Annotated in this window: 17 protein-coding genes; 7 read left to right on the forward strand and 10 right to left on the reverse strand. The window is 52.9% G+C overall.

Features of this window, described 5'->3' with window-relative positions; genetic code table 11:
* The first annotated feature begins 99 nt into the window (after positions 1 to 99).
* On the forward strand, positions 100 to 1296 hold the full coding sequence (locus tag RIC05_RS20510) for an N-acetyltransferase DgcN family protein (protein ID WP_350047755.1): 1197 nt from the start codon (positions 100 to 102) through the stop codon (positions 1294 to 1296).
* Positions 1293 to 2453, forward strand: coding sequence for an alanine/ornithine racemase family PLP-dependent enzyme (locus tag RIC05_RS20515; RefSeq protein ID WP_350047757.1), 1161 nt, complete (start codon positions 1293 to 1295; stop codon positions 2451 to 2453). The genes RIC05_RS20510 and RIC05_RS20515 overlap by 4 nt, the downstream gene beginning before the upstream one ends.
* A gap of 42 nt (positions 2454 to 2495) precedes the next feature.
* Here RIC05_RS20515 and RIC05_RS20520 read toward each other — a convergent pair whose 3' ends face one another.
* From RIC05_RS20520 to RIC05_RS20555, 8 genes are all read right to left on the reverse strand, one after another.
* A complete protein-coding gene (locus RIC05_RS20520) occupies positions 2496 to 3173 on the reverse strand; it encodes a substrate-binding periplasmic protein (protein WP_350047759.1) in 678 nt (225 codons plus the stop codon).
* 247 nt (positions 3174 to 3420) lie between these two features.
* A complete protein-coding gene (locus RIC05_RS20525; protein WP_350047761.1) occupies positions 3421 to 6015 on the reverse strand; it encodes a hybrid sensor histidine kinase/response regulator in 2595 nt (864 codons plus the stop codon).
* A 188-nt stretch (positions 6016 to 6203) separates the two neighbouring features.
* Positions 6204 to 7274, reverse strand: coding sequence for a flagellar biosynthesis protein FlhB (gene flhB, locus RIC05_RS20530; protein ID WP_350047763.1), 1071 nt, complete (start codon positions 7272 to 7274; stop codon positions 6204 to 6206).
* 52 nt (positions 7275 to 7326) lie between these two features.
* Positions 7327 to 8091, reverse strand: a complete 765-nt coding sequence (fliR, locus tag RIC05_RS20535) for a flagellar biosynthetic protein FliR (protein WP_350047765.1) — start codon at positions 8089 to 8091, stop codon at positions 7327 to 7329.
* Between the two features lie 52 nt (positions 8092 to 8143).
* Entirely contained in the window at positions 8144 to 8413 is a 270-nt protein-coding gene (gene fliQ / locus RIC05_RS20540; RefSeq protein WP_350043321.1) for a flagellar biosynthesis protein FliQ, read from the reverse strand.
* 171 nt (positions 8414 to 8584) lie between these two features.
* Entirely contained in the window at positions 8585 to 8908 is a 324-nt protein-coding gene (gene fliE / locus RIC05_RS20545; protein WP_350047767.1) for a flagellar hook-basal body complex protein FliE, read from the reverse strand.
* 44 nt (positions 8909 to 8952) lie between these two features.
* Positions 8953 to 9360 (reverse strand): flagellar basal body rod protein FlgC, encoded by a 408-nt coding sequence (gene flgC, locus RIC05_RS20550; protein ID WP_350043323.1) that lies wholly within the window; start codon positions 9358 to 9360, stop codon positions 8953 to 8955.
* A gap of 22 nt (positions 9361 to 9382) precedes the next feature.
* On the reverse strand, positions 9383 to 9964 hold the full coding sequence (locus RIC05_RS20555) for a flagellar basal body protein (protein ID WP_350047769.1): 582 nt from the start codon (positions 9962 to 9964) through the stop codon (positions 9383 to 9385).
* Between the two features lie 103 nt (positions 9965 to 10067).
* On the opposite strand from RIC05_RS20555, the gene csrA reads away from it, so the two are divergent.
* The 5 genes from csrA (at position 10068) to fliP (ending at position 12732) form a co-directional block, all read left to right on the forward strand.
* Positions 10068 to 10346: a carbon storage regulator CsrA gene (gene csrA, locus RIC05_RS20560; protein ID WP_350047771.1), complete on the forward strand. Its 279-nt coding sequence runs from the start codon at positions 10068 to 10070 to the stop codon at positions 10344 to 10346.
* 246 nt (positions 10347 to 10592) lie between these two features.
* Entirely contained in the window at positions 10593 to 11009 is a 417-nt protein-coding gene (locus RIC05_RS20565) for an EscU/YscU/HrcU family type III secretion system export apparatus switch protein (RefSeq protein ID WP_350043326.1), read from the forward strand.
* Positions 11006 to 11341: a hypothetical protein gene (locus RIC05_RS20570; protein ID WP_350043327.1), complete on the forward strand. Its 336-nt coding sequence runs from the start codon at positions 11006 to 11008 to the stop codon at positions 11339 to 11341. The genes RIC05_RS20565 and RIC05_RS20570 overlap by 4 nt, the downstream gene beginning before the upstream one ends.
* Positions 11342 to 11515: 174 nt before the next feature.
* Positions 11516 to 11917, forward strand: coding sequence for a FliO/MopB family protein (locus RIC05_RS20575; RefSeq protein WP_350047773.1), 402 nt, complete (start codon positions 11516 to 11518; stop codon positions 11915 to 11917).
* Positions 11914 to 12732, forward strand: coding sequence for a flagellar type III secretion system pore protein FliP (gene fliP / locus RIC05_RS20580; protein WP_350047775.1), 819 nt, complete (start codon positions 11914 to 11916; stop codon positions 12730 to 12732). Before RIC05_RS20575 ends, fliP begins: the two co-directional genes overlap by 4 nt.
* 87 nt (positions 12733 to 12819) lie before the next feature.
* Here the strand turns inward: fliP and RIC05_RS20585 are convergent, their stop codons facing one another.
* Together RIC05_RS20585 and RIC05_RS20590 are read right to left on the reverse strand one after the other, a co-directional pair.
* Positions 12820 to 14139, reverse strand: coding sequence for an SEL1-like repeat protein (locus RIC05_RS20585; protein WP_350043330.1), 1320 nt, complete (start codon positions 14137 to 14139; stop codon positions 12820 to 12822).
* Between the two features lie 99 nt (positions 14140 to 14238).
* On the reverse strand, positions 14239 to 17718 hold the full coding sequence (locus RIC05_RS20590; protein ID WP_350047777.1) for a tetratricopeptide repeat protein: 3480 nt from the start codon (positions 17716 to 17718) through the stop codon (positions 14239 to 14241).
* Position 17719 lies beyond the last annotated feature (1 nt).

Here is a 17719-nt window from a genome sequence, read left to right on the forward strand (position 1 = left end):
ACTTCATTCATATTGGCCTTTGCATGACCACGCAAAAGACGACGCGGCAGAAAACTCCATGCCGCGACGGCATACCAATGTTCAGTCACGGAAACCTATATGACCACCACATTGTCCACTTCATCAAAAGCCGAAAACATCATCCATTTACCTGTCAGTTCTTCCATCGCGATAGCTTCTGACCTCAGAAGCCCGCGTTCAAAAGACCTTCATACGCCAACAGCGCTTATTTATTGCGAAGGCAACTTTGGTTTGCCAGACGGGAAGACGGCAAACGGACTGGTGCGTCATTCCGAAAAATACGAAATTATGTCGGTTATCGACAGCACCCAAGCAGGCCGCGATGCAGGTGAAGTTCTTGACGGACACCCGAACACAATCCCGATTTTCCGGGATCTGGACGCAGCACTTTCAACCCATCAGTCAACACCTGACTATTTTATCTATGGCATGGCGCCCGCAACAGGGATGCTGTCCACGGCAGAACGTCAAGTTGTTCTTGGTGCATTGAAAAATGGGATGAATGTCGTCAACGGGCTTCATGAATTTCTCAATGATGATCCCGAATTCGTCGCCGCGGCCCGGGCCCAGAATGTTGAAATCATCGACATCCGAAAACCTCGTCCGAAGAACAATCTGCGTTTATTCACCGGCAATATCAATAACGTTACCTGCCCCCGGATCGCGGTTCTTGGTACTGACTGCGCGATTGGCAAACGCACAACAGCAAGCATCCTGACCCGCACGTTGATCGAGCGCGGTATCAATGCTGTCATGATACCGACTGGCCAGACCGGCATCATGCAGGGATCGCGATATGGTGTTGCCCTTGACGCCGTGCCGTCACAGTTTTGCTGTGGTGAACTCGAAGCAACCATTATCGATGCCTTTAAGGGCGAAGATCCTGACATCATTATTGTCGAGGGACAGGGTGCATTGAGCCATCCGGCCTTTTGTACCTCGGCCTTTATTTTGCGCGGTAGTGTGCCGGACGGTGTTATTCTGCAACACGCTCCAAAGCGCAAACATCGTTGCGATTTCGATCAAATGCCAATGCCAGAACCAAAATCAGAAATCAGCCTGATCGAGGCGTTTTCAGACACCAAAGTCATCGGACTGACCATCAATCATGAGAACATGACCGACAACGAGATTTCCAACAGCATCCTGCATTATCAGGAACAACTTGGTATCCCTGTCACAGATGCGCTTGCCCGTCCTGTCGACGAACTTGCTCAAATGATCTTGTCTTCGTTCCCTGCACTGCAAAGGAAGCTGTCCCTCAGCGTTCAATGAGTTCGCCGAGAATTAAGATTGATCTCGACAAGATTTTTTACAATGCGAAGACACTGGTCACACGCCTTAAGGCGCATGGCATTTCGGTTACCGGGGTTACCAAAGCCTGTTGCGGTGCGCCGCAACTGGCAAAGGTGCTACTACGCGCAGGCGTCACATCACTGGGAGATTCCCGGATTGAAAACATTGAACGTATGCGTAAAGCCGGTATTGACACCACAATCACCCTGATCCGATCGCCAATGATCAGTCAAGTTGACAGGGTCGTTGCGGCGGCAGATATCAGCCTTAATACCGAACCCGACGTGATCCGTGCGCTTTCCAGCGCAGCCCGAAAAACCCGCAAACAGCACGGCGTCATCCTTATGGTCGAACTCGGCGACCTGCGCGAGGGGCTTATGCCTTGTGACGTTGGGAAAACCATTCAGCTCCTATCTATTTTGCCAAACGTCACCTTCATAGGCCTTGGTGCAAACCTTGCCTGTAGAAACGGCATATCCCCAGATAATGACAACATGGGAACGCTATCTGCCTTGGCAAACCGTATAGATGGCGCTGCAGATGCGACCAGTCATCCCATGTCTGTCGTGTCGGGGGGCAATTCCAGCAATCTTGACTGGGTGTTCTCTGGCGGGAACATTCGCCGGATCAACAACCTGCGGCTGGGGGAGGCGATATTACTGGGGTGCGATCCCCTACACCGCCAGCCTATCCATGGCCTTTACACCGATGCAATCCGTTTGACTGCGGAGGTCATCGAAAGCAAAACAAAACCGTCAAAACCGTGGGGCACAATCGCCCAAACCACATTTGGCGCACCGCCGATTGCACAAGACGTTGGCGACGTTTTCCAAGCCATCCTTGCCATCGGGCAGCAAGACGTTGATCCATCTGGCCTGTGCCCACCAGACGGCATTGAAGTCCTTGGTGCCAGCAGCGACCACCTTCTCCTCAACACCGGCACCACCCAAATGCGGGTTGGGTCGGAAGTATCGTTCTTGCCAGATTATTCAGCGCTTTTGCGCGCCATGACATCGCCCTATGTCGAGAAGACCTACATTGGGAAAGTCGAGACATCCCGTCTTATGCCGCAAGCTGCCCCTGCTTTTGTTCGCGCAGCATGTGGATCAGGCTTGTCCCATCAATACCGGGCATAACGACATCTTCACCCTCGACCAAAAGGATCGCACCAGTTCGGATCAAAGTGCCTTTTTGCGCCATTCGATGATCTTGTTGCGGAACAACTCTGTTCCTTTGTCGAATTGCGTCAGGTGGCGGGCATGGTCGGCATGCAACCAGCTGTAGACAGGCAGATTCATGACCGGGATTGAGACAAAACCATCGGGAACGCCACCGAGCACCTCAAGGGAAAAGCCGTTAATCAGCATGGCATCAATACGACCGCGGGCCAGCATGTTTTGCATCATTTGCGGGCCACCAGGACAGCGCACAACGTGTTTGTATTCCCCGAGCAAGGCTTCGGACCAACTGGCCCCCAGCCAGATGCCAACTTCTTGATCGGTCAGATCGGACAGTTCGTTTATGGTCCCGTCACGCACGACAAGAAGCCCTTGTGGATTCCCGACCAAAACATTGCCCCGCACCATCGGAACGCCGACAAGGTCTTCAAACTCATCAAGGACCGCAAAAACTCCTTCAATATCCCCATGCTGCATGGCGGCAACCGCCCGTGCGTTGGGCATACGGACCGGCTCGACACATACGCCAACCTCCCGCATGACATCCCGATAGATTTCAAGACCGAAGCCGCCCCGTGTCGCCTCGGGCAAGGCAATCCGCAGGCACACCTCATCTGCAGATGCCGTTGGAACAAGCCGCCAGGAAAGAAAAACCGCCAGGACAACGATCAAGGCCATCGCGCAGCTGCGCGCTGCCCTTTTTCTGAAATTGCGTGCCAATTGATACCCCACAGCAATTTTTTTGTTATATGTCCCATCCGGTAAATTGCCGCCCCGCTTTTACAAGCCATCTAACCGGCAATTCTTCTGTGTTCGGACTCTGTTCCGGTCCGATTTACATGCAACACACTCTAACGTGCGGAAGTATGGTTTACCATCAGAACACCCAAAAACAGATCGATTTGGCGCATTGCAACCAGATTGATTACAGAACTTCCTTAACCTTGGTCGCAAGGTCTTTGAGCGAGAAGGGCTTCGGCAGGAAATGCACACCGTTTTCTTCGTCAAGTTCATCGCGGTAGGTATCTTCGGCGTAGCCTGAGATAAAGATGACTTTCAGTTCCGGCTTTTGTTCGCGCAGCATACGGATCAGGCTTGGTCCATCAATACCGGGCATCACAACATCGGAAATGACCAGATCAATCGTCTTGTCGGTTTTGTTTAGGACCTCAAGCGCGTTCTCGCCGTTATTGGCTTCCAGCACGTCATAGCCCTTGCTCCGCAACGCACGTGCGCCAAATGTCCGCACCGCATCTTCGTCCTCGACCAGGAGGATCGCACCGGTGCCGGTCAAATCACGTGACGGGGCTTCTTCTGCCACCGCCTGCGTTTCAGCAAGTTCTTTTTCGGTTGCCTCATAGCGGGGCAGATAGATGGTAAAGGTCGTGCCTTTGCCTTCTTCGCTATTAACCGCAATGAACCCGCCCGTCTGTTTGACGATGCCATAAACCGTCGACAGGCCAAGGCCCGTGCCCTCGCCGCGCTGCTTGGTCGAGAAGAAGGGTTCGAAAATACGGGTCAGGTTGTCTTTTGGAATACCAATGCCGTTATCTGAAACCTTGATGCCGATATAATCGCCCGGCGGGATCACTTCGGTGCCGGTGGCGGTTGGTTCATCAACGATTTCAGTGCTGGTCTGAACGGTTAATGTTCCGCCCTCACCTGCCATGGCATCGCGGGCATTGACCACAAGGTTGATAATCACCTGATCAAGCTGGCCCGGATCGACTTTGACCAGACCGATATCACGCCCATGACTGACTTTAAGGTCAATCTTCTCACCAATCAGACGGCGCAAAAGGTTCGACATTTCAGCCAGCGCATCGGTGATATTGATGATTTTTGGCTGCAATGTCTGACGACGTGAAAACGCCAAAAGCTGCCGGACAAGATTGGCCGCACGATTGGCATTCTGTTTGATCTGCATGATGTCGGCAAAGCTCGGATCACCCGGCCCATGGCGCGACAACAGAAGATCACAGAAACCAATCATCGCGGTCAGAAGATTGTTGAAATCATGCGCCACCCCACCGGCAAGCTGACCAACAGCCTGCATTTTCTGGGACTGGGCAAATTGTTCCTCAAGGTTCTTCTGTTCGGTCGTATCAAGGAAGTTCAAAAGCAACGCACCGGCTTCGCCCGAACGCCCGGCCACCCGTTGCAGATAAATCTGGGCGGCAACGCCGCGTGCACCAACAAGACGGGCTTCGATCTGCCCGCCTTTGCCCATGCCCATCACAGCCTTGGACAGATAGCGCGCCACTTCATCACGGTCTTCAGGCAGGATCAGCTCCAGGATCGAACGCCCGACAACCTTGTCGTGGTTCTGTCCGGCTGTATCAATAAAGGCGCGGTTGGCATCGGTCACCGTACCAGACATATCTGCCAGAACGATCGAAAGCGGGCTTTCATCAAAGAACCAGCGCACCCGACGTTCGGTTTCGGCCAAGGCATGTTCCCATTCATGCGCAGGCATTGGATCGGGGAAGATCACGGCCTGACTGCGAATGGGGCCGGTTCCCGGCGCATTGATGGAATGGGTTACAAAACAGCGGATCGGGTCGCCGCCATTGACCTTGAATTTCACCTCGCCATTGATGCCATCACCAACAATCAGGTCGGCAAGTTCGACCGTGCCATTGTTGAATTCTTCAGGCTCCCCGCCCAGCCAACTGGCCAAGCGACGGTTGAGGTAAAGAATGCGTCCTTCTTCATCAAGCCCGCAAACACCAACCGGCAACCGTTCAATCATCTGATCGGCCAGCTCAAACCCGCCTGCAGCCGCTGCTACCGGAAGGTTCCCCACCATTTCAGGTCCTTGCGGCGCAGAAAGGGCAAAGCTTGGTTGATCATTTTCAGAAGGCAAAAGAAGGGATGCACCCGCGTCCGCCATGACCGACGCATCAACCCCGTCGACAGTCCATAACATCTGTCCGGCCCGCGCATTGGCCGCGGTTACCGCAATTCGAAGGCAGGCCCCGGATGCCGGAACAGCCCCATCTGCATCTTTTGCTTTTTCCTTGGCCTCATCAGAAACGGGATCGTCATTTTGGTCAGACTGTTCAAACTTTTCAGAGCGCGACAGATCAACAAACATCTGCCCACCGTCGCCGCGCATCGCACGGGTCCGCAATTCAGCAAGGTCATCATTGCCGATACCAAGGAAAGACAGCCGCGCTTCAAGTGCGGAAAGCATGTCCGATCCCGGTTCGATACCAAGTTTGTGAGGGAAAGCAGGATTGGCATAAATTGTTCGGCCATAGGCATCAATCAGCGCAACGCCAATATCGGATCTGGCAAGCCCGGCAACCAGCGGGCCCAGTTCGGCATGCCCCCCATTTCGCCAGCGCGCCGACAGTGCCAGCGCAGCCACGGCAACAATAGCAACACCCGTGACCATCGCACCGATGATCCACATTAAACGCGCGTCAAGACCCGCCTTTGCCAACACGTCCATCAGGACGAAGACAAACGCCAGAAATGCGACACTTACAGCAAGGATGAGTCCCCGAAACAGCACGCGACCGCCTTTAGCACCAATAACTTATCAATATAGTCTATACTTTTAGCTGCTTATCGACCAACTGGCTACCGGCAAGTTTAAAGACCGCGGCCGAGCTTTATCAAAAGCCGTTTACCGCACACTTATCCGGTCACGGTTCGATCATAACGTGACCCGCATTGCAAATACGCCATTCCCGTCGGCAATCATCCAAGCTTCTTGCCCTTTTGGCGGAAGACGAAGGAAATGATCTCGGCGACGGCTTTGTAATGTTCTGGCGGGATTTCCTGATCAATCTCGACCGTGGCAAACAGGGCGCGTGCCACAGGCGGGTTTTCCATGATCGTGATATTGTGTTCTTCGGCAACTTCACGAATTTTAAGCGCAATATTATCCTGCCCCTTGGCAATGCACATCGGGGCTGCCATTTCACCGACATCATATTGCAGTGCAACGGCAAAGTGCGTCGGGTTGGTGATCACGACGTCGGCCTTCGGCACGTTTGACATCATGCGCTGCTGGGCACGTTCCATCCTGATCTGACGGACCTTGGCTTTGATCTCGGGGCTACCTTCGGTCTGTTTGTATTCGTCCTTGATCTCCTGACGCGACATTTTCATCTGCTTGGTGAATTCATAGCGTTGATAGGCAAAATCAAGCCCAGCAATCACGGCTGTCAGGGAAATTGTCGCAATCAGCAAGATCACGATCATGTCGTAAAGTCGCTCAAGCGTGAGTGCGAGTGAAAGCTGCGGATAAAGCTCGATATCAAGCATTTCCGGCATGATCACCAGCGTCAGAACAACCCCGACCAGAATGATTTTACTGACATTCTTGATGAACTCGACCATCGTTTTCATCGAAAACTGGTTCTTAAGTCCCTTCAGCGGATTGAGTTTTTCAGGCTTTGGTTCAATCCGGTCAAGCGCAACCACAAGCCCGTTTTGAATAAGATGCCCGGTCGCAGCAAAGAACACCAGCAGGACAAACGGGATTCCAAGCACCCAAAGCATGCCGATAATCACGTCTTTATACAGAAGCGGGAACCCGGAAACAGAGACGTCAAACATATGCGGATGTTCGATGAAGCCATAAGACAGATCCCGCACACTTTCGGCCATTGATGGGCCCATCATGATCATGACAAGACCGCCGCCAAACAACAGCATAAAGTTACCGACTTCCTTGGAAACCGGCACCTGACCCTTTTTTCGCGCGTCCTCAAGCTTTTTACTTGTGGGGTCTTCTGTCTTTTGGCTGTCGTCTTCTTCTGCCATTGGCAAACCCATTTTGGGCCGATACCGGCATACAAATGCCGCGCATCAGGCCTTACGGACTGAGAAACGCCTCGAGCCCGTTCTCGAAATATCCAAGATACACCATCATCATGGATGGCAGGGCCAAGGTCAATAAAAGCAGTGCCAACCCAATCTGGATCGGCATGGCGACAAAAAATACCGGCAATTGCGGCATCAATTTATTGAGCAAACCCAACGCGATCTGCAGGCATAGCGCAACAATCAGAAACGGTGCGGAAAGTTGGGTCGCAATCGCAAAACTGTCGTTGATTGCGGTGGCAAAAAATTCGCTCATATCCCCGACAGGCAAGACTCCACCGGGCGGAAACAGGGTATAGCTTTCAAACACCGCCTGAATCATCAAATGATCCATGCCGGTCGCAAACAGCAACACCAAGCCAACCTGCAGCAGGAAATTCCCCGTCACCGCACTTTGCGCCCCGGATAACGGATCGGCACTAAAGGCATTTGCCATGGATGACAGGTAGGCAATAATTGACCCTGCTGTCTGCAAACCCGCCATCATCACCTGTGCAAACAATGCAAAAAACAGCCCGACAGTGATTTCATAGGCAAGTGCGATCAAAAGTGACGGCGCATCGGCAGGTTGCGGTGGGAATAGCGGCCCTGCCAAGGGTGAAATTACCACGGCGACCCAAACGGCGAACAAAAGACGCGCACGGACAGGAACAGCACGGGCAGCAATGCCGGGCATGAAAGCAAAAGCCGCCCCCACCCTGGCGAAAGTCATCAGGACGACATAGACATTAAGGGTAAGTAGTTCCTGAAGATCCATCTTGTCTTCGACTGCCTTACATCAACGCGCCAGACGCGCAGTATTTTCGTCGCTAATTGGGTAGACCAATGAAATGGTCAACCATACGCCCCATGAATTCGATCATCTCCGTGATCATCCACGGCAACAGCACCAAAAGGGCGATGAACATTACAAGGATTTTGGGCACAAAAGTCAGGGTCATTTCCTGAATCTGTGTCAGTGCCTGAAACAGCGCCACAATCAGACCAACACCAAGGGCGATCAACATCAGCGGCGTGGTCACCTTTAGCAGTGTCCACACTGCGTCATAGGCCACGTCCATGATTTCAGCTTGATCCATCTGGTCTTCCCGCCTCGCCTTCTATCCATGCAGTACATTGAAGTACCACTATTCTTCATACAGGATTTGACACGCCTATTGCCATGATTTCCTGTTTTTTCCTGTGGTTCTTAAAACCAAAAAAGCCGCACGAACACGTACGGCTTTGTCAGATGGTTTCAATCACAAGGATCAGACCGGCATGTTCAGAATGCTCTGATAGGCTTCAACAGCCTTGTCCCGCACCGAAACCACCGTCCGCAAGGTCACTTCAGCAGCAGAAACCGCCGTGACAACTTCGTGAAGTTCGGCATCACCCGCAATGGCCTTTTGGGTCATCATTTCACTGTTTGCCATCGTGTCACGGGCATCATGTGCCGCGCCACGCACCATATCGGCAAAACTTTCCCCCGGGTTTACGGCCGTGCCGGTACCAGTCACTGTTTCAGCAACGGTATTGGTTTTGCCCGCAGCCGCATTGCGGTAGGCAGAAACAGCATCATTAAAGCCGACCATCGGTTCTATTCCTTAAACGTGTTCATCCCTTTGATATCGACGTCTTACTGCAGAATATCAAGGGTCTTAAGCAACATGCTGCGTGAAGACTGGATCACATTGAGGTTCGCCTCATAGGAACGCTGTGCTTCGCGCATATCCATCATTTCAACCAGTGTTTCAACATTCGGGGTCTGAACATAGCCCTGATCGTTGGCGGCCGGATGGCTTGGTTCGTATTTCATACCAAAATCCGAACGATCAGGCATCACCTTATTGACCTTGACCATCTCGGCACCGATTTCGCGGTCCATGACATTCTTGAATGTCAGAAGCTTGCGGCGATAGGGCTCCTGCCCCGGTGCCGTCGGAAGGCTGTCTGCGTTGGCAACGTTTTCTGCTGCAATCCGAAGACGCGTACCCTGAGCACGCATACCAGCAGCAGAGATTTTGAAAGCCTTGTAAAGTTCCATGATCTTAACTCTCTACTATCGGTTATACGCGGCCAAGGGCAGAAATGAACATTGATTTCTGCTTGGCATAAAGACGGGTCATGGTCTGATAATCGACCTGATTTTCGTTCATCTTGACCATCTGTTCTTCAAGGATGACGGCGTTTTTGCCCGGCGCGACTTCATAGTTTTTGCGCACTTCTTCGTCCTTAAAGTTCTGTGGTTTGTTGATACCCTGACTATGGCCCGGCGTGGTCGCCTGCATCGCAAGGATGAACTGGCGGTCGCGGCCGATATTCTTGGGATCGAATTCTTTGAGATCGTTGGCGCGGTAATTTGGCGTATCGGAGTTGGCAATATTCTGCGCAATGACTTCCTGACGCTGTGTCAGCCAGTCCATCTTTTCTTTAAGATTGGCGAACATGCCGAGTTTGCCGATATCCATTGCCTGCTCCTTGTCTGCGCTTTCCTGAGTATTGATCGCGCGGGTAAAGCCGAAGTTAACGTCACGCCCTTGTTGGACCGGGATCGCCCGAACGGTTGATTTTGCCGTGTCGTTTAATCCTGCCAAACAGAAATGCATGAAGCGTGCCAAAGACGGAAAGAACTTTGCTTTTCCACACATTTCACACAATTCATCGCGGGTACTAGACCCCGCGTTTGAAAGCGGGCATATTGTGATCGATCTGGTAAATTATGTTTGCCATCTATCGAAACCGGGACACTGTATGCTCTATCTCACACGAAAAGTTGGCGACTCCGTTGTCATTGACGACAATATCGAAGTCACCGTCGTTGAGGTCCGTGGCAAGACCGTAAAACTTGGCTTCACTTTCCCCGAAGATGTTCAGGTTCTTCGGCGCGAACTCTATGACCGCATTCAGGAAGAAAACCGTTCTGCTGCTGTCAGCGAAGATATTATTCGCCATCTCGGAGGAACCGCCAGTCCGGCCAAGGACGCCACCGAAACGGAATCAGATACTGGCGAGAATGCCGGTAACGACTGATTAATCAGGACAAAGTAGCCAAAACCGGCGCGTCCGCAAACATATGTCTGGTAACAGGCACCGTCATCATCCAGGCAGGTAGCCGGGACATTGACCTCCCATCTGGCTCTCATCCTCGTCTTTTCTTGTGTGATTTACGCGACCTGGAACTGAACAATGTCGACAACGATTTGTTGACCATCTTTGTTCTATGCTCGACGCTAAGTTAAGCTAGTCAGGTTAAAACGTCCTGAATTGAAGGGCCGTATGAGCGGGAAAAAGCCCACTTATGACATCACCGATTCACCGGTCAGCAAGACGGAAAATCTTGCCGCACCGGCCAGCCGTGAGCAAAAAGCGGTTGCACTTCGGTATGCACATGGCCGGGACAACGCCCCAACACTTAGCGCAAAGGGCGAAGGCAGTGTCGCGGAACAGATATTGCAGGTCGCTTTTGCCAACGGAATACGGGTCCGCAAGGACACCGATCTGACCGAAATTCTGATGGCTGTCGATGTTGAAAGCGAAATCCCGCTTGAAGCTTTTGCCGCCGTTGCTGAAATTTTGAACTATATATATCGGATCAACCGTATTTACGGCGGTCCATCACGCAGCCATACCGATCCAACAGATCAGGTCACGGCAGCAACAACAGTTGATCGAAACGCGGAAGGCCAATCATGAGCCCTGAACAATTCAAGCCCGATCAGTTCAAGAAAGACCTTAAACGTGTTCTGTCCCTGATCAGAACCGGTCAGCGTTATCTTGATGACGGCAAGGTTGTCGAACTTTCTGCCCTTGAAACGCGTATTGCCGATCTGTGTGATCAAGCCCGCGCCATGGGACCGGAACAGCGTCGTGACGTCGCCCCGCTTTTGGCGGCATTGACCGACGAACTTGGTCAGTTCGAAACCAATATGCAGCAAGAACATTCCGATATTCAGCGCCAATTGCGCGGCATCAGCAACACCACACAGGCAACCAATGCCTATGCCCAGGCTGCGCGCACCAAATAGGCCTGATATCGACCAACGGGCTGATTTTAAAGAATACGCCAAGGGGTGCGTTTTGGATGCCAGCTTGCCTGCGGGTCTGTGGCGCGGTAAACAGAAATGCAGATGGCATACACCAAACGATGACGACCAATAAGTTGACATTCGTCGCAGGTTGTTCACGGAGAACCCTACCTGATGGAACTAAGCGCCTATTACCGGTTTGTTGCCGCCCTGATCTTTGTATTGGGGATCATTGGCATTTTCGCCTTGATCGCGCGGCGCTTTATTCCCGGCGCACGCAACATCAACCGTCGGGGCACCAAACGCCGTTTGTCCGTGGTTGAAGTTATTCCTGTCGATACCAAAAGACGGTTGGTCTTGCTCAAACGTGATGATACCGAACATCTTGTTATCCTTGGTCCGCAAGGCGACACCGTGATTGAACGCAATATCGGCACGCATTTTTCAGACTTGCTTGATACCGGCACACTTTCCAATGAGCCGGAAAACCCAACAACAGACCCAATGGGCGAAGACAGCACAGCGTCCACCATCGGCGCGCGCTTGGAAATCAACGACAGGAAAAACCCTGCATGAGCCGCCTTGAGAACCAATCCCAAGCTTCCCGCGATGAAAAACCCGTCAAAGCCGGATGGCCTGCGCCACGCTGGTTAACATCCTGTGCGATTTGGTCATTGTTCCCGTTAATAGCCATCATCGCAGGTGGCGACACGGTACACGCCCAGTCATTTAATTTTGATCTGGGTGATGGTCCGGGCGTGACATCATCGGGGCGGATGATCCAGCTGATCGGTGTGATTACGGTCTTAAGCATCGCGCCAGCGATCCTTATGATGGTGACCTCCTTTACCCGTATCATTGTTGTTTTAAGTTTGCTGCGTACGGCCCTTGGCATCCAGCAATCGCCACCAAACCAGGTATTGGTCAGTCTGGCGATGTTTCTGACATTGTTCATCATGATGCCGACCCTTGAACGGGTCTGGGACGAAGGCCTTGAGCCAATGATCAATGGTAATATTGACGAGTTCGAAGGGTTCGAACGTTCAGTCAGGCCGGTACATGATTTCATGATGACGCAGGTCCGTGAACGCGACCTTCAATTGTTTGTCAATTTGGCTGGCGTTGAAGTCACCACACCTGACAGCATTCCCCTGCGTTCCCTGATCCCCGCCTTTATGATCAGCGAGCTGCGCCGCGCGTTTGAAATCGGCTTCTTGCTGTTTATTCCGTTCCTGATCATTGACATGGTGGTTGCCAGTATCCTGATGTCGATGGGTATGATGATGTTGCCACCAGTCATTATTTCCCTGCCATTCAAGCTGATTTTCTTTGTGATGGTGGATGGCTGGTATCTGATTGCCGGATCGCTTGTCGAAAGTTTCGGGCGTTAGCGAGCGCATCACAAAACATTCCGATCAGACATTTAAAAAGCCGCCAAGCATATGCTGGCGGCTTTTTCATTTGGCGATACGAAATCCTTACGTCCGGCGCTGCCCAACATTAAGAACACCCTGTTCCAGCGGCTTCAGGCCAAAACTGCCACGGCGGGGACCAGGATTTTCAGAGACAAACTTTTCGGCCTCATGACGTTCTTTGTCGTTCATGCGGGCATGGATTGCCCCCATTTCACGCTGGGCCTGACTGCCCTCGGTCGGGGCAGACATCCGCAGCCAGTAATAGGCAAGAATGTTGTTCTGATCGACACCACTGCCAATCGCATACAGGCGACCAAGGGCAGCTTGACCATTGGCGGATCCTTTGCGCGCGGCGCGCTCATACCAGGTTGCAGCGCGCAGCATATCAACAGGCACACCAAGACCATGTTCATACATCACCCCGATCAGGTGATAGCCACCCGGATGCCCAAGCTCGGCCAGATCCATCGCCAGATCAAGGGCGCTGGCATAATCGGGCTCACGATGAGGCACACCGAATATCAGGATTTGGGTCATCTGATATTTTGCAGATGCATCGCCCTGATCACAGGCATGGGTCAGCATCGTCCAACCGCGGTTAAACAGTTTCAGATCGGATGAATGGCTGAAATACATTGCAAGGTTGGCTTGGGCATAGGCATCCCCCTCGCTCGCGGCGAGTTCAAACCAACTAATACTTTCGGCAATATTGCGTTCCGCGCCCAAGCCCACACCAAGCGCATAGCCAAGGGCGGCGGCAGCTTCGACGCTGCCTGCACGGGCGGCACGCATGTTGTATTCGAATGATTTGGCCGGATCACGATCAACACCGCGACCTTCAAGATAAAGATAGGCAAGAACACTTGCCGCAGACGGATCATTCAGCGCACTTGCGCGCTCAAAATACTCAATCGCTTTTTCATCATCCTGGGGCACACCCCAACCGTTCAAATAACAAACGCCAAGATTATAAAGGGCTGCGACAGAACCAAATTCGATGGCTTCTTCAAACCAATGCGCAGCAGTCTGGGCATTTTCCTGAACACCAAGCCCCTTGGCATAAAGATATCCAAGATTATTTGCCGAAACAGAACCGCCAGAAGATGCTTCATCGTGGAACCAATAGGCGGCTTCACGGTACCATTGCTGGCCTTCGCCAAGATCTTCGGAAACGCCGAGTCCCTTGCTGCGCATGTAACCATAGCAAACTGCAGCAAATGCGCGGCTTTGGCGGTGAATCTGGTCAAGAATACGGCGTGTTGCGGCCTCGTCACGTGGCATTCCCTCGCCCTGGAAATGCTTTTGGGCAAGCGAAAGCTGCGCGAAAATGTCTTTTTCGACATTCGCTTCATCGTAATAGACCATTTTAAGTGCACGATCCATCACCGCACTACACTCGCCAACACGTTCTTAAACCAACATAAATTGGGCACATTTCCCGCTTTTTCAGCGAAATTGACACCACGACAAATTTATCGAAGATTAATTTATAGCACTAAGCTGAGATTTTTCCAACTGGTCGCGATAGGTCGCAAGGAAGCCTTGGAAGTCTTCGACTTCATCTACTTTGTCTGCAAGGGTGCGATAGTCTATCAACCCTTGCGTTGGCGACGATGTAATCAGGCTGAATGCCTGGGCGTATGGCGTTTGCGACATCCCTTGGCCATAACGACGTTTAAGCATGTTAAGCGTCCTTTCCTGACCCGCCATCGCAAGGTTGACCGCCCAGTTCAAAAGATAACGCCCACGTTCGTCTGAAATGCCTTCGCTTTCATCTGCCGGGTCTTCGCCAACCAGACGCTGGAAGGTTTCGGCCGCCGCCATATAGTCGCGGTCTTCACGATAGTAATCGACGCGCAAAAGTTCGGCATTGCGCGAAAGATCGCCATCAAGAGATGCAATTGCTTCGGCCCCGCGATCAACATCAAGCAACGCACGCGCGCGCAACTGACGCCGCTGGGTTGCAAGTTCTTCGGACAATCCCGGTTCTTCGGTTTCATCAATCACCCGAATGGTTTCTTCGGGTTTGCCATCAAGCAGATAAACCAAACCAAGCCGCGCACCAACGCGGGCCTTTTCCACACCAGCAAGGCGGAAATTGACCTGATGTTCCAAAAGGTCTTCAGCGCGTTCAAACAGCTCGACACTGACCATGCGATCGGCAAGGCGGCGGATCAATTCATCGCCCTTCTCGCCTGCCGGTGTCAGTTCGCGGAACTCGTCATACAGCGCGACAGCCTTGATCGCCGAAATACTGTTGATGTCATCGCCGAGATACAGGTTCTCGAACGTTTTATGCATCATGTCGGTTGCTTCGGTCGCCACCGGCTTGTTCGGGAAGAAGATTGCCGCCTGCCGCAAGGTGTTTAAGCCTTCGCGGAATTCTTTGTTCTCGATCTGCAATTCACCGATCCGTTTCAACAATGCCATTTCAAAGGCATCGCCGCGCCATGCAAACCGCAATTGCTGTAGCTGTTCAATCGCATCTTCGACGGTCAATCGCTGCAGGCGCATCAGAAGTTCTGTCCGATCAAAGATCGCATGCGCACGGGCTTTGCGGTTGTCGCCTTCTGCGACCTGATCCCATGTCGCAACCGCTTGTTCCAACTCGCCAGCTTCTTCTTCAAATATCCCTTTAAGGTACTGGATATCCATAATCTTGGATTCACCCAAGCCGCTGGTGACCAGCATCTTCTCGATCAAATCCATACCCGCTTCCGGGTTGCCAACTATCAAGGCCTGCTCGGTTGCAAGCGGCCCGATGCGGCTGATCAGTTCCGGCGGATAGAAATCAAGGATATGAACACTTTCAAGCAAATCACGCGCCCCCTCATTCGGACGCCCGCGTGCCGCCAATGTCACCGCCCGCCAAAGCTTCATTTCCGGAATGGCCTGCAGACGTTCGTCTTCAAGCAAACGTTCGGCTTCGGCATAGTCACGATCGAGGAATTTGACGGCTGCTTTAAGGGCGCGGAATTGAAGCTTTTGCGCAATCAGCGGATCATCGGCTTCCATCGCCGAGACGACAGCATTTGCTTCTGGTCCCAATCCGTTGGCCAAGTAATACTGCGCAAGACCAAGACGGGCCTTGTTGCGGTGTTCATCGCCACTTTCCGCAACGTTCGAACGTAACTTGCGGATTGCTCTGTTGAAATTATCAAGCCCGCCCATACGCCAGTCATCAAGTTCAAAGATCAACCCTTCGCGGCCATCGCCCGTACTTGCCCGAACCCCTGTCGCAGACGCCAGAAGGCGCGCGCCTTCTGGTGAAATATTCAGGCCATCGGCGGCAGTAACAATCACGGCTTGGCCATCGTCGCGGTCGGCAACCTGAACACTTTCATTCATCGGCGCAACGACAACGCCCTGGACAGATGGCAGAACTTCAAACTCTGGATAACGCAGAGCGACTTCGATGCCATAACCTGATTGCGTGGTTGTCACCACACGCAAGGTATCGCCAACTTCCGGATCATCGACCGGAATGATCGGCCCGACATCTTCAAGCGGCACGATCAGACGCGCACGGGTTTGATCGTCAAGCTCGATCGAAGGGCCAAGTTTTTCGACCGGCTGCATCACACCTTGCTGGAACGTCACCCGCCAGTCGCCTTCACTGGTGCCGGTTGTGTATAAACCAACACCTTCGGGAACGGTCATCCGCAGCACAGTGGCATATGGGCTATCAATCTGTTCAATCACCCCTATGATCTGGGCAGCTTCCTGCCGCACAGTATCCAGATCAAGGGTCGCCCGGACATCAAAGGCCGCCCAGAGGAACCCAGCACGCGACCAAATCGCCGCCCCGCCCGGTTGCCCAAATGCGAAACCAAGGGAAAGTTCGGTCGCGGTTTGATCAACGGTTACCTGAAGATCACCGATATTGACACGTTCAGCCGGGGCCGTTGCCCCCCCTTCAGACGCGGTATTCTCAGCCTGCGCGGCTTCCTGTGCCATTGCTTCGGGTGAATTTGGATCAAGGTTTGCGTCAACTGTGTTTTCTTCCGCATTGGTACTGTCCTCCGCTGCAAGTGAAGGTGCGGGCGCAGGTGGCGCACTTGGCGTTGCGGGCGCTGAGACAGCATTTGACGCGGTTTGATTATTTGGCGCCGTTGTTGGGCGACTGTCCGCACCAGATGTCGCAGGGGCACGTTGCGCCCCCATGATATCCACCACCACCATGTTCCCCGACCGAAAATGGCGAAGCGGCCGTGCCGGTGTGGTTTCAACGACAACATCAAGCGGTTGCGTACCACTTTGCCGAATACGCACACCTTCTGGCAGACGCCGCGAAATTCCAGCCGCATCTATCTGCGCAGGTGCCCCGAATGCAACTGTCTGCGACCCTGCTTCGCCCTCAAGAGCGTAATCTGTACGGTTGGGCCAATCAAAGACCAGACGATAAAATGTCGGATGTCGGCCAACCCGCACATCAAGCGTCGCAAGATCCTGTGCAGGGTTTTCGGTCGCAACGGTTTCAACCGGCGTGGTGGGTGCGGGTGTGATTTGCGGTGACTGGTTTGCTTGATTAACCGCCGGCGCAGGAGACGGCGTTGGGGCTGCTTGAGGTTTATCAAGAACATCAAGCACCACATTGCTGCCGACATTAAAGGCGCGCACTTCGTAATCATCATTCAGGACAAAGGCAATCGTCCGCCCGTCCGGATCAAAAAACCCATCAGAAATATATTGGGAAACCGGGGCAAGAACCCCACGCAATGACGCCACCAACGGCTGATCAAAACGCACGACAAGCTGATCGCCGACAATCTCGGCGCTATAATTGACCGGCTTGCTCCATTGCAGAACAATTCGTCCATAGCCGTTATGCAGCCCCGAGCGGATAATCACTGGATCCGCGACCTGGGCCATTGCTGGGCGCATTCCGCTGGAGGGCAACAAAATTGCCGTGGTGGTCGCAAGAACAACCGCCAGCAGGACGCGCACGGCAAGTTTCGCCATA

The sequence above is a fragment of the Thalassospira sp. genome (genome assembly GCF_040218635.1).
Classification (GTDB): Bacteria; Pseudomonadota; Alphaproteobacteria; order Rhodospirillales; family Thalassospiraceae; genus Thalassospira.